Here is a 15,320-nt window from a genome sequence, read left to right as displayed (position 1 = left end):
CAGACGCGAACCGGACAGAGGTCAGCCTGATGCGACAAGACTAGTTGGTAACGACTGGGCGCGCCGGATCGGCAGTCCAATCAGCCATCGAGCCATCATAAAGACGGACATTGTCGAGGCCCTCGACTTCCGACAGGCCGAACCAGGCGATTGAGGCCAGGTGACCGGTATTGCAGAAGGCAATGAAGTCCGACTTGCCACCGACGCCGGCAGCATCCGCCAGCTGGGCAATGGTATCGGCGCTGGCGAACGAGGCGTTCTGAGCGTCATAGAACTTGTCGAAATTGATGTTCACAGCGGTTGGGATGTGTCCAAGTGCCTGCACGACGCCGGACTTCTCCTGGCCAATGAACTGGGCAACGGCGCGCGCGTCGATCAGGTTGGCATCGCTTTCGATCGCCTCGGTCACCTCTTCAACGCCCGCCAGCAGTTCCGGGCGGAATTCGGCCTTGAAGTCACCAGCCTCTGCGGCGCTCGCTTCGGTAGAAACTTCGCCATTGGCCTTGGTCCAGCCGGCCCAGCCACCGTCCAGAATGGTCACGGCGTCATGCCCCAGAACCTTGAAGGTCCAGTAGACGCGGGTAGCGCCGCCGAATTCGGCGGCATTGGTCCCGGCGGGAACGATCACCACCTGGCTGTCGTCATTGACGCCCAGCGCGGCAATGCTGGCCTCGATCTGCTCGACCGGGGGCAGCATGCCTGGAATATTGTTGACCGGCGCGCGCCACCCGGCTTCTGAATAGCGCGCGGCAATCGCGCCGGGAACGTGGCCGGCTGCATAGGGGTCGGTGCCGTTCACCAAGTCACGAATGTCGAGCACCACAAGGCTTTCATTGCCGAGATTCTCGGCAAGCCAGGCGGCATCGACCAGCGGCTTGTCCGTCAGCCGCTCCGCATGGGCGGCTCCGGTCAGCAGCAGTCCGGCAATGGCGACGGCACCAGCAAGGTTCAAACGCATTGGAGCATCCTTGTTAGAAAAAGATTGCCTCCATTGTGCCACGCCCTTGCAACGAAAGCGGCTGACAACAGCCCAAAGCCGAGCGCGCTCTTAAAAAAACTATCTAGTCGGTCGAGTTTAGATCGAAAGATTGTTCCTTTGCCCCAATAGGCATGTGGGCGCAGCGGAGCGATACTGTCGCCAGTCCTGTTCATGTTCGAGATGGCCAATGCACCTCGTCATTCGCCTCGCCGCTGTCATCGCCCTATCGCTGCTTTCGCCAGCTATTCTCGCGCAGGCGCAAACGCCAGCGGCCGTCGAGCAGACCGGCGCCCGCGCCACGGTGCTGAGCTTTGAGAGCGAGGCACAGGTCAACGCGCTGGCGTCCCAAGGCAAGACCGTGGTGTTCTTCTTTGCCAGTTGGTGCCCCAATTGCCGCGCTACGGTGGCCGAGCTCAACGCGCGCTGGGCCGACGTCAATCCGGAGTTGACCCTGGTGATCGCCGACTATGACAAGGAAAGCGCGCTCAAAGGCAAATATGGTGTGACCTATCAGGACACATTTGTGTTGCTGGATGCTGCCGGCGAGCCGCTCAAGTCCTGGAACGCTGGCGGCGTTGACGGCCTTAATGCCAATACAGCCAGCTAGATGCTGCTCACTATCGGCTTTGCGTTCCTGGCCGGCGTCATCACCGTGCTGTCGCCCTGCGTCTTACCGCTGCTGCCGATCATTCTGGCCAGCGCCACCCAGGAGGGCAAGGCGCGCCCCATCGGCATGATCGCCGGTTTTGTCGGCAGCTTCACCGCCGCGACGCTGGCGCTCAGCTTTCTCGTCCGCGCCCTGGGCGTACCACCCGATCTCAATCGCCTCCTCGCCGGCACGGTGCTGGTCCTGCTCGGCCTTGTCCTCGCCATTCCACAGCTTCACCTTGCCTTTGAACGCCTTGCCGGCAATCTCGCCGCCCGGGCCCCGGTTGGGGAGCCCTCATCCGGCTTTGGCGGCGGCTTGATCGTCGGTGCAGGCCTCGGCCTGGCCTGGAGCCCCTGCGTCGGCCCGATCATGGCCTCGGTCATTACGCTGGCCCTCAACCAGCAGGTCAATGCCGCTGCTATCGCGGTAACCCTGGCCTTCGCACTCGGGACCGCCCTGCCCATGGCCGCAGTGATGTTTGGCGGCCGCAAGCTGGTGCGCAACCTCGACTGGTTCAGCGGCAACGCCGCCCGCATCCAGCAGGTGCTCGGCGTAATCCTTGTGCTGACCGGCCTCGCCATCTTCCTAGGCTGGGACCGGCAGATCCAGATCCTGCTGCTCACCTGGTTTCCCGATTGGGAATTGGCGCTGACCAGTTGGGAACCACGCCCCACACCATAGCATCGTGGCGCGATGCCGGCGGACGGTGACCAGTTTGGCGATACCGAAGAAGAACAAGTCCGCGAGCTCGCAGACCGTGCTGCTGCAGACCTTGCCGAACCGCCTACATTCTGAATGCCAATGGAATGGTGAAATCCCAGGAGGTTCGCCCCGCATTATTGGGGATGGGCGGGAACGGCGCCGCCTTGCGCACCGTGTCCAGAGCCGCCTGATCGATGATTGGATTGCCCGACGAGCGTGCGACTCTCAGATTGAGCACCTGCCCGCCGCTATCCACCACGAAATAGACATGGGCCTCGCCGCTATCACCGCGGGCAGCGCGCGGATAGCGCAGGGCCCGCCGCAGCTTATTCTGCACCTGCCCCGGATAGCGCGCCACATCGGCGCTGCCCCCGGAGCCGGTGCCGCTCTGACCACCAGCTGACGTTGCCGCAGCTGCATCAGTATTGCTGTTGCCGACCGACCCGGCTTGCTGCGCCTTGCTAGTGGCGGTCCGCTGTGGGGGCGCTGGCGGCTTTGGGGTTCGCGGGGGCGGCGTTGGCGCCGTCGGCCGCGTGAAGGACAGGGTGTGCGGTACCGGCGCGGCAGTAAACTCGGTGGTTTCAACCGGCTCCAGCGGCGCTTCCTGTTCCCCCGGCGCGACAGAAACCTCGGGCGTGATTGCCTCTGGCGCCGCCAACAACAGTGGCGCTTCTATGGACTGACTGTCGCTCTCGACAACCTCGCTCGTGACGGGCTCTGGCGCGATGGGATCAGGGGTTTCAACCGGCGCCGTCGGTTCAACAGGGGCCGCCGGCTGTATCTCAACGGGTCGGAAGGGCTCGGTTTTGACGGGCTCGACAACGGAATTGGTTTGCGGCGTTACAGTCTCTGGAACGCCGGCGTCGACCGGCTCGCTAGTCTCGGGAATCGCCTGTTCGGCACCGGCAGAAACCAGATCTTCGGTGGCATCGCTGGCGATCACCTCGCTGGTATTGGTCGAAACCGATGCCATGGCGATCAGTTCGACCTGCATCGAGCCCATGCTCGGCGCATCGTCCGGTTCGGGGAGACCGAGCCAGAGCAGTGCGGTGCCGAGAACCCCGACATGCACCAGAACCGATCCGAGCAGTTCCTTGCGCATCTAGGGTCTCGGTTCCGGCTCGGTGATGAGCCCGATGCGCGAATAGCCGGCGGCCGACAAAGACCCCAACACCTTCATGATATTGCCATAGGCTGCCGTGGCATCGCCGCGCACATAGAGGCGCTCTTCTGCACCTTCCCCGGCAAGGCTGGCGATCACGGGCAGCAGCCCCTCCAGCGTCACGACCGCCTTCTCCACCGAGATTGTCCCATCCGGCGCCACCGTGACCGTGATCGGCTTGCGCTCAAGCGTCATCGGCGGTGCGGAAGTCTTGGGCAGGTCGATCGGCACCCCCATGGTCATCATCGGCGCGGCCACCATGAAGACGATGAGCAGCACCAGCATGACGTCGACCAGCGGGGTGACGTTGATCTCGCTGATCGGGCCGCCGCGGCGACGGCCCTTGCCACGGCCTTTGCTGGTGCCAATCGACACGCCCATCAGAGCGGCTTTCCGGCATCGAGCTGGCGCGACAGTAGCGCCACCAGCCGGTCGGCAAAACCCTCAAGCTTTGCAATGAGATGGCCGGCGTCGGCGCTGAGCTTGTTGTAGGCGATGACGGCTGGGATGGCGGCGAGGAGGCCCAGGGCGGTGGCGAGGAGGGCTTCGGCGATGCCGGGGGCCACCACAGCCAGGCTGGTATTCTCGGCGGCGGCGATGGCGGTGAAGGCATTCATGATGCCCCAGACGGTGCCGAACAGGCCGACAAACGGGCCGGCGCTGCCGATAGTGGCTAGAAATCCCAAGCGTTTTTCCAGCGCGGTGCTTTGCTCGCTGACGGCGAGATCGAGCGCGATTTCGAGCCGGCTCTGCAGGCCGGGCGCATTGGCTGCCTGCTGCTGGTGGCTCTTGTCCCACTCCTCCATGGCCGCCAGGAACACCGCGGAAAGACCAGCATGCTGGTTTTCTTGCCCCATTTCTTGCCGCATTTCTTGCTGCAGCTGGGACAGGGGCTTGCCCGAGGCAAAGGCCTTTTCAAAGGCCCGCATGTCCCGCTTGGCACGGCCATAGGCGATCAGCCGGTTGGCAATGATCGCCCAGCACCAGACCGACGCGATCAGAAGGCCAACCATCACCGACTTGACCACCCAATCCGCCTGCATGAACAGCGCGAACATCGAAAAGTCATGCATCTCGACCACGGTCACAACGTCCATTTCAACCTCCGAATGCGATGTCGGGACGGGCGTCGGTGAGTGCGGCGAGGGGGCCCGTGGTCAATACCTTCATGGGGCTAGGCCGTCCGGGCCTGTTCGAGCACCGGCAGGCCTTCGGCCAGCGCGCGCCATTCCTGGCGTTCCGGCTGCTTGCGCTCGCGGGTGCCGACAAGGTGGATGATCACTTCGCCATCGGCGCCGAACACCTCGACCGAGGTCAGATTGCCATCCTCGGTCGGCTTGCGCACGACCCAGACATCAGCGATCTGGTCGAGACGCAGATGCATATGGAAGGTCTCGTCCATGACATTGAGCCAGGGCCCCATCGGCTTGATGGTCTTGACCACGCCGGAATGAATCTGAGTGCAGCCGGAATTGCCGACAAAGGCCATGATCGGCACGCCGGCGTCGGCGGCGGTGTTGAACAGCTGCGCGACGGCGCTGTGATCGAGCTGCCAGGCGAAGTCCGGACCGATGATCCTCAGCGCCTCGAGACGGGTGAGATTGAGCTCGCGCAACAGGCCAAATACCTGATGGGTGTCGGTCATCGCCTGCCAGCGGGTGCGCAGGTCGGCCACATCGACAAGACCGCCCTTTGCCTCTGGGGCCGGCGCCGGCTCCACGACCAGCGCGTCGCTCTGCTCGGCCAGGGTCAGCGCTGCCACGAGGGCATTCCACTTTGCCAGGTCGGTGGCGTCCCGCGCATGAACCTTATGCACGGCATTGCCCTGAGCATCGAAAAACTGCAGCGAACGGAACACCTTGCCGTCGTCATTGGTGCGCTCGATGGCATAGCCATGGCGCCAGTGCTTGGGGAAAATGCGCAGATCGATCTGCGCGCCCAGGACCATCGCCGCATGCGGGCTGACATGCACCTTTTCGACCGGACCGATCTTCTCGCTGACGCAGCTTTCATTGCGCGTCAACGCCATGATCTCGCCGACGCCGGTCAGGCCGCTCAACAGCTTTTCGATATCGGCCGAGATCGCCGTGGTGGTGCCCTGCCCGACATAGGCAGCGACCAGCTCGCCTTCGGAAATCTGGTGGATACGGGCAAAGTCGCGAGCCCGCATTTCAGGATGTTTGGCGCGGATGTCACGGATTTCGGCGGCGGATCTGGTTTGCGTGGCCATGGCTGATGTCACTGTCATTTGGTCAGGATAAGTTTGTTTTGTCTTGTCAGGCGAAGCACATAACGCGTGCGTTCATGCATGATGACCAGCGCATTACCGCCGCCCAGCAGCTCTGTACTTGTCGTTGACTTCTCGGAGTCGAACGATTGCACATCCTTGGTACGAACTGGCTCTACTTCTGGCTCGTCGCTCATAAAAATCTTTATATTTCAGTGGTTTACGCCACAGCCCGCAGGGTCACTACGGCTTGGCGATTTTCGCGACCTCTAATCTCGGAATTCCGATCTGGCAATAGCTGATTTTATGAGTCATATTTTTATGGTGTGGACAGAGCGCCGGTTTTGCTGATGCTCACCTTCGCACAACGACAGAATTTTCTACTTATTTTCATAAGGTTACCGGGCAACAGCCGTTTCGCCGCCGGCTCCTGGCGCCGTTAAGGACCATATCACAGGCCACAAAACATTTATTGACTAAGTTTGTCATGTTAAATATGGACAGACCAACGATGACGGAGCCCACTCCGCCATCCCCCAGCCAGCAAGCCGATCGCCAAGATCTCGCCAGCGAGCCAACAGTATAAAATCAAATATGCCTGGGGGCTCGCATGACCTATCATGAGCGGAGCGCGTACGTTGCTGCGCCAATTTCCAAGAACCTGCGCCTTGCCTTGATCGGCGGGACTGCACTGGTGTCCAGCCTGTTGATGGCCGGATCCGTGCAGGCGCAAGCCGACCTGACCACGACGCAGGCCACGCAGCTGCAGCGCCTGACGGTGACCGCCACCCGCAATGCCAGCAAGGTACTGGATGTGCCGATGACCGTTTCGGTCATCTCGGCCGAAGATCTGGATAAGCGTGTCGTTCGCGATATCCAGGATCTGGTGCGGTATGAACCCGGCGTCAACGTCACCCGCCAGACCGCCATTACCAATCCATTTGGCCAGCTCACCGGCTTCACCATCCGCGGCATGGGCGGCAACCGCGTCCAGATGCTGGTCGACGGCTCCCGGCTTCAGGAGCAGATCATCGACGGCAGCCGCGACTTCGTCGACCCGTTCAACCTGAAGACCGTTGAAATCGTCCGTGGCCCGAATTCGGTGCTGTGGGGTGCCGACGCCCTGGGTGGCGTCGTTGCCTTCCAGACCAAGGACCCGTCCGACATTCTGCAGGGCATGGACAAGCCCTGGGGCGTCGAGATCAAGACCGCCTTCGACAGCTTCGACAATAGCTGGCGCAAGCAGATCACCGCCGCCTATGACTTCGGCGATGTCGAAATCCTCGGCAGCTTCGGCAACCTGACCAGCACCGAGCCCAAGGCGATCAAGGCCGATCCCGAAGGCGGCATCTGGGGCTGCCCGATCCGCCCGGACTATTTCCGCTGCAACCAGCTCTATCCCGCCGATACCTCAGCCTATAATGGCCTGGTCAAGGTGGTGTGGACGCCCAATGCCGACCACGAGATCAAGCTGACCGGCGAATTCTTCGACCGCAATACCGTCGTCCAGCAGATCTGGGACTCGGGCGCCGTTGCCACCGGCGTTCCCACGGCCAGCGCATATGTCTCCAACGCCTATCCGCGCACGCTCGACATGGAGCGCTATCGCTTCGCCATCTCCCACGACTGGCAGGTCGGCGCCGATTGGCTCGACTCGGTGAAGTGGAACGTCTCCTACTCGCCGCAGGCGCGCCGCATGGACAGCACGTCCTATCGCACCTACGCCAATCGCCGGACCACCGTGCAGTCGATCCGCGACTATTCCGAGAACTTCTGGGAAGCCGACCTCCAGCTGCAGTCGTCGTTCGACCTGGGCGCAACCAACCACACGCTGACCTATGGCTTCGACGGCGACTTCATGCGCGGCGACTATACCAGCAGCACCGCAACCTGGGACTCGCGCACCGGTCTGACCACCACCGTGGTTGGCAATAGCGGCTTCAGCTTCCCGCGCACCGAAACCATCCGCGCCGACTTCTTCGTGCAGGATGAAATCAAGCTGCTGGATGAGCGCCTGACCATCACCCCCGGCGCTCGCCTTGCCACCTATCACATCGATCCGACTGTCGATCCGACTTACACGGGCCTGCCCGGTTATGCGCCGGCCCCGATCAGCAGCGTCGAGCTGCTCAAGAAGCTGTCGGTGACCTATGAGCTCGATGACAATTACTCGGTCTATGCGGCCTATGGCGAAGGCTTCAAGATGCCGAACGCCCAGCAGCTGTTCCAGTCGAGCAGCAACCCGTTTACCGCGCCGCCGTCGACCATCGTGCCCAATCCCGATCTGAAGCCGGAAGCGGTCAAGAACTACGAAGTCGGGCTGCGCGGCGAATTCGACAATGGCTGGTTCAGCGCCAGCGCGTTCTATTCGAACTATGACAACTTCATCCGCAGCCTGCAGGAAGTGCCCGGCAAGCCGAACCACTATTGGTCGAACAATGTCGAGGAAGTGCACCTCTGGGGCATCGAACTTGGCGGCGAATATGAGTTCTACGAGAACATCTTCGCCACCGGCAATGTGTCCTGGCAGAAGGGCGTGCAGCGCATATCGGCCGGTGCAGCCGAAACCGCCTTCGACGGCGCCGTGCCGCTGACCGCAGTTCTGGGACTGCGCTACGAAATCCCCGAACATGGCCTGGAATTCGAAGTCATGGGGACCTTTGCCGCCGGCCAGTCCGAACGCGCCAGCCCCACCAGCTTCAAGACCGAAGGCTACGCTGTTTTCGACGCCTTCGGCACCTGGAAGCCGAGCGAGAATGTCGAGATCAATTTCGGCGTCCAGAACATCTTCGACACGGCCTATTTCCCCAACACCCTGTCCGGATATGCCGCGACACCGTCTTCTGCTGCGGTCGCTGCCCAAAACCCGCTCGAATTGCAGCGCGGCCCCGGCCGGACCTTCAAGATCGGCACCACGGTCCGGTTCTAGGCCGCGTCACACAATATCTGCCGGGGGGCTGCGGCCTCCCGGCCGCTTTGAGGGCAGATAGATGGTTCGTGTACTTTCTCAGTTCTGGCGGCTGATGGCGCTATGCCTGCGCGGCGATTACCGCAAGCTCGGCCTCGTCATGTTCGCCGTGGTTGTCGGGCTCGACCTGCTCGGCGTTTACGCCACCATCCGCCTGATCGAGTGGACCGGCGCCTTTTACGGGGCGCTCGAACAATTCGACGCCGCCGAGGCGGTGCGGCAGGTCGGCATTTTCGGCATTATCGTGACGCTGAACGCGATCCGCCATCTGGTCGGCCTCTATATCCGCAAGCGCCTGGAAATGCGCTGGCGCCGCAGCCTGACCAGCAATGTGCTCGATATCTGGCTGGCCAATAAGGCCTATTGGCACATGTCGGTTGCCGGCGGCGCCGAGGGCGTCGACAATCCCGACCAGCGCATTGCCGAAGACGTCGTTATCTTCCTGCAAAAACTGCTGAGCGAAGCGCTCGACCTGATCTCGCGCGTCGTCGGCCTGTTTTCCTATCTCGTCGTGCTGTGGAGCCTGGCGCAGTTTCCGCTGTCGCTGGCGCCGATCGGCATTCCGATCGAAATCCCGCACTACATGATCTGGGCGGCCTTCATCTATGTGGCGCTCTGCACCGGCCTGACCCATTTGCTGGGCAAGCCGCTGAAGCCGCTGCTGGTGCAGCAGCAGAAGCGCGAGGCCGATTTCCGCTTTGCGCTGGTGCGGCTGCGCTCCAATACCGAGGCCGTCGCGCTCGGCAATGGCGAGGCCGCCGAACGGCGCCTGCTGGGTGACCGCTTCGAAGCGATCTCGACCAATTGGGGACACCTGATCAGACGCGAGCTGATCCTGGGCGGCTTCACCTATCCATTCAACAGCTCGGTGCTGCGCATTCCGCTATTCGTGGCCCTGCCCGGCTATCTGGCCGGTCATGTCGCCTTTGGCGGCCTGATGCAGCTGAGCTCGGCCTTTTCCAGCGTCGTGACCACGCTGTCTTGGTTCATCTTCTCCTATCGCGACCTGGCCGAGCTGGTGGCCGCCTCATCGCGCCTCGACAATTTCATCACTGCCGCCCGGCGCGCCGGCGAGACCCGCGGTGGGGTTGCCGCCGATCCGGCGCTCAATGACAGTATCGAAATCGAGAATGTCGCTGTGGCCACGCCGACCGGGCGTCCCCTGCTCTGCCTCGGCCGGTTCAATATCGCACCGGGCGAAACCATCTGGGTGCGTGGCGCCTCGGGACTGGGCAAGTCGACCCTGCTCAAGGCACTGGCCGGGCTCTGGCCCTATGCGTCGGGATGCCTGCGCTGTGCGGTCGGCAACCAGATTTTTCTGCCGCAGCGGCCCTATTTTCCCAGTGCCTCGATCTATTCGGCGCTGACCTATCCCCAAGACCCCTCAAGCTACGAGCAGGCCTATCTCGATGATGTGCTGACCCGCGTCGGGCTGGCCAATCGCATCGATAGCGCGCCCGGCCAGGATCCGGCGCAGGGCCTGTCGGGCGGTGAGGAGCAGCGGCTGGCGCTGGGGCGGCTGCTGGTGCTCAAGCCGGACTGCATCTGGCTGGATGAACCCACTTCGGCGCTCGATATCGCGGCTGAGGCGCAATTGTTCGCCCTGCTGCGGACCGAGCTGCCCCGCGCCACGATGGTGATCGTTGCGCACCGCCAGCCCAAGGGCCTCGGCCCGGTGCGGATGATGGAGCTCGATGAGGAGCCAGCATCTGCACAAACCCAAATTCCTGTTCTAGCCTGAAACCTGAGGACCAAGCATGTCGAATACTCCCCACCAGCGCGAGCGCCTGTCGGCCGAACCAGCAGCTGTCATCAAGGCCTTGCCCGGCATGGGCCGCCTGATGATCAATACCCGTCAGGGCGGCGCCACCCATGAACGCATGGGCGTGGTCGAAGCCGTGGCCGAGGACAATGGCTGGCTGGTCTGCTCGGGCGCCGAGCATGACTCGCGCATTGAGGTCGGGGCGATCACCGCGATGATCGTCGACCGCACCAGCATTATGGGCGGGCAGTGCTATCCGCGCATCGACTTCATGCAGGATGCCGACAATGTGCTGTGCAGCGTCATCGGCTTTGCCGGCATCGAGCCGTTCGACGCCGTGGTGAGCCAGTTCGGTCCGGGCGAAGCGCTGGAGATCGTCGAGCGCACCCCGCCGGGAGGCAATGCGGCGACGGAAACCGATCCGAATGACCCCGGCACCGTGCCATTCCAGGCGGCTCTGGCATCAGCGCAGGGCGTCACCGTGCGTATCACCCGCCCCGGCTTCACCCAGGACTGGGCTGGCGTGGTCGAGAAGGTCAGCCCGTCGCGTGGCTTCATCAATGTCATGCGCACCGATTTCCACCTGCATCTGCGCGCTTGCGCTGTCGCTTCGTGGCGGCAGGATACGGATGGCAATGGTGCGGTGATGGTTGCGCTCAATGCCGATGGCGAGCCGACCGGCCTCACCGTGCATGGCCCGGCGGCCGCATTTGTCGCGCCAGCACCGATTGCCGAGGCCGTCTGAGCGATGAGCGAAACCATCACCCACCCCGCCGGTACCTGGCTCGATCCCAAGACACTCAGCCAGGTCAGCCATGCCGAAATCCTGACGCGGATGAGCCAGCAGCAGGTCGTGCTGTTGGGCGAGACGCATAACCGCTACGACATCCACCGCTGGCAGCTGCACGTGGCGGCTGGGCTCCTGGCATTGGGCAGGCCCATTTCGATGGGCTTCGAGATGTTCCCGCGCCGGGTGCAGTCGGCGCTTGACGCCTATGTGTCGGGCACCATCGATACCGATGCGTTTCTCGAGCAATCGGAATGGCAGACGGTCTGGGGCTTCCCGCCCGCGCTGTACCTGCCGCTGTTCCAGTTCTGCCGTCAGTTCAAGGTGCCGATGCTGGCGCTCAATTGCCACCGCCCGCTGGTGACGCGTGTCGGCAAGGAAGGCTGGGACGCCATCCCGGTGGACGAGCGCGACGGCCTGACACCATCCAGGCCTGCCACGCCCGAGGCGCGCGAATATCTGTTCAACCTGACCGGCGGCCGCCGCGAAGGACGCGATGCGCAGACGCCGATGGACCCGGTATTCGACCGTTTCATCCGCGCCCAGCAGACCTGGGACCGCGCCTTTGCCTGCAATATCGCCGCCGGCCGCACCAGGGATCCGGACCGCATCGTCATCGGCATTATCGGCCGCGGGCACATGGAATACGGCCATGGCACGCCGTTCCAGCTGGCCGATCTAGGCGTGGACAAGGTTGGGGTACTGCTGCCCGAGGAAGGCGATTTCCAGCCGCGATACGACATTCCCGTCGCTGCCGGCCTGTTCCGTCTCGATACCAATGACGTGGCGCCGATGGACCAGCGCAACGCCCCACGGCCACAGGAGCAGAGATGATGCTGAACCTGCGTACCGCCCTCTTCGCCGCTGCCAGCCTTGCCCTGTCCGGAGCGGCCCATGGCCAGGAGGCTCCGGCCTCGACCCTGCCGGGCGGTGCCAGCCTCGTCACCGAGACGCATGGCGACTGGACCGTCACCTGCACGACACCGGCGAGCGGCAAGCAATGCGCCTTCTCGCAGGCACTGGCCGATTCCCAATCCGGTCAGCGCGTGCTGATGCTGGAACTGACGCCACCCCAGGATGGGACACTTGCCGGCATGCTGGTCGGCCCGTTCGGCCTGAACTTTGCCAATGGTCTGGCGCTGGCAGTGGATGGCGAAGGACTGGGAGCGCCGCTCCCCTTCCTGACCTGCATTCCGACCGGGTGCCTGGTGCCGCTCAGCTTCGATTCGGCCCAGCTCGACCAGCTCAAGGCAGGCGCGACCTTGACCGCCACTGGCATTGGCGCCGACACCCAGCAGCCTGTGCCGATTTCGGTGTCGCTGACCGGCTTCACCCGGGCCCTGGAACGCACCGCCGAACTGGCGCAATAGCGCCGAGGCAATCGCATTTTTGGGGTGCGCCGGCCACAACTTCATCTCCTGCCATTCTGGCAACTTGGCAGGAGATTGCCTATGGTCGCGGCGCAATCCCAGGAGACGATCGATGCGAGACGAGACCAAGGCGGCCACCAGCAGCGAAACAGCATCGGCGCGCTATGCCAGCATCGAGAACTGGTCGACCCGCGAACTGGTGACCGGCATCATCGAAAGCCAGTTTGCCGCGATCGGCGCCGTGCAGCAGGCCAGCCCCGCACTGACCAAAGCCATCGACGCCGCGGCTGAACGTCTGCGCGATGGCGGACGGCTGATCTATATGGGCGCTGGCACATCCGGGCGCATTGCCACCCAGGACGGCGCCGAGCTGCCGCCCACTTTCAACTGGCCCTATGAACGCGCCATCAGCCTGATGGCGGGCGGCGAACGCGCCCTCAAGCACGCCATCGAAGGCGCCGAGGACAGCGAAGAGGCGGCGATCATCGACCTGCAGGCCGTCAATGTTGCCGCCAATGACGTGGTCATCGGCCTGGCCGCCAGCGGCAACACGCCCTACACCGCCTCGGGCCTGGCCCATGCGCGCAGCATCGGCGCGCTCACCATCGGCATCCTCAACAATGCCGGTGGCCGCGTCGGCGCGGTTTCGGAGATCCCGGTGCTGATCGAGACCGGTCCGGAACTGCTGGCCGGTTCGACCCGCATGAAGGCCGGCACGGCCCAAAAGGCGGCGCTCAATTGCCTGTCCACCGGCGTGATGATCAAGCTGGGCTTTGTCTATCGCGGCCTGATGGTCGAGATGCGCCCCACCAATGTCAAGCTGCGCGAACGCGCCATCCTGATGGTGGCCGAACTGACGGGCGCCGAGCGCGCCGCAGCCGAAGCCGCGCTCGACGAAGCCGAGGGCGTGATCAAGCTGGCCACGGTGATGCTGAGCAAATCCATCGGCAAGGCCGATGCGCAGGCCGCGCTCGACCGTGCCAATGGCAATCTGCGCCAGGCATTGATCTAGTCACCCCATGTCGATCTCGCTGGAACTGACCCATGAGCCGGACGAAGCGGACCTTGCCGCCATCGGCAAGGGACTGACGGACTACAACGCGGCAGATGTCGGACCATCCGGCCGTGTGCCCCTTGCCGTTCTGGTACGCGATGAAAGCGGCGCCCTTGCCGGCGGCCTCTCCGGCTATACAGCCTGGGGCTGGCTTTATGTGCAATGGCTCTGGCTCTCCGAGCCCATGCGCGGCCAAGGCCTGGCCGGCAAGCTGCTGGCCATGGCGGAAGCCGAAGCGAGCAGGCGCGGTTGCCACGGCGCCTATATCGACACTTTCAACCCTGCCGCGCTGCGCCTCTACCAACGACAGGGCTATGCCGCTTTCGGCGAACTGCCGGAATTCCCCAAGGGCCGCACCCGCACCTTCTTGCAGAAACCTTTGCAACCATGAGCCAGCGCAGCGAGGCCCTGCGCGCCATTCTGCTCTGCGGCACCGGCATTGCCTTTATTTGCGCCATGGATGCCGTCGCCAAGACCCTGGGCGCCGGGATGTCGACTTTCATGATCGTCTTCGTGCGCTATGCCGGAGCGGCCATCTGGCTGGCGCTGTATATAGCGCTGACCCGTGGCGCCTGGCCGCTGCGTCGCAATTATGGCCGCCATGCCCAGCGCGGCGCGCTGATGGCACTGACCGCCTGCTTCTTCTTTTATGGGGTAACCCACCTGCCGCTCGCCGTCGCCGCTGCGCTGGGCATGAGCGCACCGATCTATGTGTCCTTGTTCGGCATCGTATTTCTCAAGGAGCCGGTATCGCTGGGCCTGGTGGGCGCTATCGTGCTCGGCATTGCCGGCTCGGCCGTCATCGTTTTTGGCGGCGAGCCGATCGAGGTCTCCGGATCATCGGACATTCTCGCCTGGGGCGCCGCCATCCTGGCGCCGATGAGCTATGCCGTCGCCATCGTCTTGATGAAGCACCATTCCGCCGATGAGGGCGCCGCGACGATGACGCTGGCGCAATCGGCAGTTGCAGCTGCAATTGCCATTCCGCTGATCGTGCCGGGCTTTGCGCCGCCACCGACGGCGAGCTGGCCATTGATCGCGCTGATCGGCCTGCTCGGGGCGCTCGGCTTCCTGTTCCTGATCAATGGGCTCAAGCGCGTACCGGCCTCGGTGTTTGCGGTGGTCGATTACACCGCCCTGCTCTGGGCAGCCGCGTTTGGCTATCTGTTTTTCAGCGAAGTGCCGGAACTGCGGCTTTGGATCGGCGGCGGGCTGATTATTTCGGCCTGTGCGCTGGGATTGATGGTGGCGCAGCGGCGCGCGGTGGCGGTGGGGTAACGCCGCGGCAGGCAGCCTTTCGTCCCCTCCCCCTTGAGGGGAGGGCCGGGGTGGGGGTCGTTTTGTGCGCCACTGACAGACCCCCACCCTCGATCCCTCCCCTCAAGGGGGAGGGAGGCGGTGGAGCCGAGGGCTATGGGGTGAACCGAACGCATTTCAGCCAGCAGCAACCGGGGCCCGCGAGCCACCATGCAATCCCCTCCCCCCTCGAGGGGGAGGGCTAGGGTGGGGGTGCTGCGCTGCGCTCACTCCCTATCTCCATGTTTGTGTCTGACCTCAGCACCCCCACCCTCGATCCCTCCCCTCAAGGGGGAGGGAGGCGATGGAGCTGGGGGATTTGTGGTGAAACGAACGCATTTCAGCCAGCAGTAACCGGCGCCGG

16 protein-coding genes are annotated in these 15,320 nt (G+C 63.6%); 10 read left to right on the top strand and 6 right to left on the bottom strand.

Features of this window, described 5'->3' with window-relative positions; all coding sequences use genetic code 11:
- Positions 1 to 40: 40 nt before the first annotated feature.
- Positions 41 to 958 (bottom strand): sulfurtransferase, encoded by a 918-nt coding sequence (locus tag BUA69_RS07920; RefSeq protein ID WP_046134998.1) that lies wholly within the window; start codon positions 956 to 958, stop codon positions 41 to 43.
- Positions 959 to 1,166: 208 nt separating this feature from the next.
- Here BUA69_RS07920 and BUA69_RS07915 point away from each other — a divergent pair, with 208 nt between their 5' ends.
- Positions 1,167 to 1,586 (top strand): TlpA family protein disulfide reductase, encoded by a 420-nt coding sequence (locus tag BUA69_RS07915; protein ID WP_052950509.1) that lies wholly within the window; start codon positions 1,167 to 1,169, stop codon positions 1,584 to 1,586.
- Entirely contained in the window at positions 1,587 to 2,309 is a 723-nt protein-coding gene (locus BUA69_RS07910; RefSeq protein WP_046134999.1) for a cytochrome c biogenesis CcdA family protein, read from the top strand.
- 103 nt (positions 2,310 to 2,412) lie between these two features.
- On the opposite strand, the gene BUA69_RS07905 is transcribed toward BUA69_RS07910, so the two are convergent.
- The 5 genes from BUA69_RS07905 to hemP form a co-directional block, all read right to left on the bottom strand.
- Positions 2,413 to 3,432, bottom strand: coding sequence for an energy transducer TonB family protein (locus BUA69_RS07905; protein ID WP_052950510.1), 1,020 nt, complete (start codon positions 3,430 to 3,432; stop codon positions 2,413 to 2,415).
- On the bottom strand, positions 3,433 to 3,873 hold the full coding sequence (locus tag BUA69_RS07900) for an ExbD/TolR family protein (protein WP_046135000.1): 441 nt from the start codon (positions 3,871 to 3,873) through the stop codon (positions 3,433 to 3,435).
- Positions 3,873 to 4,589, bottom strand: coding sequence for a protein TolQ (gene tolQ / locus BUA69_RS07895; RefSeq protein ID WP_046135001.1), 717 nt, complete (start codon positions 4,587 to 4,589; stop codon positions 3,873 to 3,875). Before tolQ ends, BUA69_RS07900 begins: the two co-directional genes overlap by 1 nt.
- 77 nt (positions 4,590 to 4,666) lie before the next feature.
- On the bottom strand, positions 4,667 to 5,722 hold the full coding sequence (locus tag BUA69_RS07890; RefSeq protein ID WP_046135002.1) for a hemin-degrading factor: 1,056 nt from the start codon (positions 5,720 to 5,722) through the stop codon (positions 4,667 to 4,669).
- A gap of 14 nt (positions 5,723 to 5,736) precedes the next feature.
- The gene (gene hemP, locus BUA69_RS07885) at positions 5,737 to 5,916 is read right to left on the bottom strand and encodes a hemin uptake protein HemP (protein ID WP_072866504.1); all 180 of its coding nucleotides are present in this window, start codon (positions 5,914 to 5,916) and stop codon (positions 5,737 to 5,739) included.
- 413 nt (positions 5,917 to 6,329) lie between these two features.
- Between hemP and BUA69_RS07880 the strand changes: the two genes are divergently transcribed.
- The 8 genes from BUA69_RS07880 (at position 6,330) to BUA69_RS07845 (ending at position 14,938) form a co-directional block, all read left to right on the top strand.
- On the top strand, positions 6,330 to 8,648 hold the full coding sequence (locus tag BUA69_RS07880; RefSeq protein WP_052950511.1) for a TonB-dependent hemoglobin/transferrin/lactoferrin family receptor: 2,319 nt from the start codon (positions 6,330 to 6,332) through the stop codon (positions 8,646 to 8,648).
- Between the two features lie 61 nt (positions 8,649 to 8,709).
- Positions 8,710 to 10,428 carry an ABC transporter ATP-binding protein/permease gene (locus BUA69_RS07875; protein WP_046135003.1) on the top strand — a complete coding sequence of 573 codons (1,719 nt, stop codon included), beginning with the start codon at positions 8,710 to 8,712 and terminating at the stop codon, positions 10,426 to 10,428.
- 16 nt (positions 10,429 to 10,444) lie between these two features.
- Positions 10,445 to 11,194: a ChuX/HutX family heme-like substrate-binding protein gene (locus BUA69_RS07870; protein ID WP_046135004.1), complete on the top strand. Its 750-nt coding sequence runs from the start codon at positions 10,445 to 10,447 to the stop codon at positions 11,192 to 11,194.
- A gap of 3 nt (positions 11,195 to 11,197) precedes the next feature.
- Entirely contained in the window at positions 11,198 to 12,070 is an 873-nt protein-coding gene (locus BUA69_RS07865; protein ID WP_046135005.1) for a ChaN family lipoprotein, read from the top strand.
- Complete coding sequence (locus BUA69_RS07860; protein ID WP_160300124.1) at positions 12,070 to 12,606, top strand: invasion associated locus B family protein; 537 nt, start codon at positions 12,070 to 12,072, stop codon at positions 12,604 to 12,606. The genes BUA69_RS07865 and BUA69_RS07860 overlap by 1 nt, the downstream gene beginning before the upstream one ends.
- 112 nt (positions 12,607 to 12,718) lie before the next feature.
- Entirely contained in the window at positions 12,719 to 13,618 is a 900-nt protein-coding gene (locus BUA69_RS07855) for an N-acetylmuramic acid 6-phosphate etherase (protein WP_046135006.1), read from the top strand.
- Positions 13,619 to 13,625: 7 nt separating this feature from the next.
- Positions 13,626 to 14,051, top strand: a complete 426-nt coding sequence (locus BUA69_RS07850; protein WP_046135007.1) for a GNAT family N-acetyltransferase — start codon at positions 13,626 to 13,628, stop codon at positions 14,049 to 14,051.
- The gene (locus BUA69_RS07845; RefSeq protein WP_046135008.1) at positions 14,048 to 14,938 is read left to right on the top strand and encodes a DMT family transporter; all 891 of its coding nucleotides are present in this window, start codon (positions 14,048 to 14,050) and stop codon (positions 14,936 to 14,938) included. Before BUA69_RS07850 ends, BUA69_RS07845 begins: the two co-directional genes overlap by 4 nt.
- Positions 14,939 to 15,320 lie beyond the last annotated feature (382 nt).

Origin of the sequence: Devosia limi DSM 17137 (assembly GCF_900128975.1) — a bacterium.
Classification (GTDB): domain Bacteria; phylum Pseudomonadota; class Alphaproteobacteria; order Rhizobiales; family Devosiaceae; genus Devosia; species Devosia limi.
Note: the sequence above shows the minus strand (reverse complement) of the source record. Positions and strands in the feature narration are given on the sequence as shown.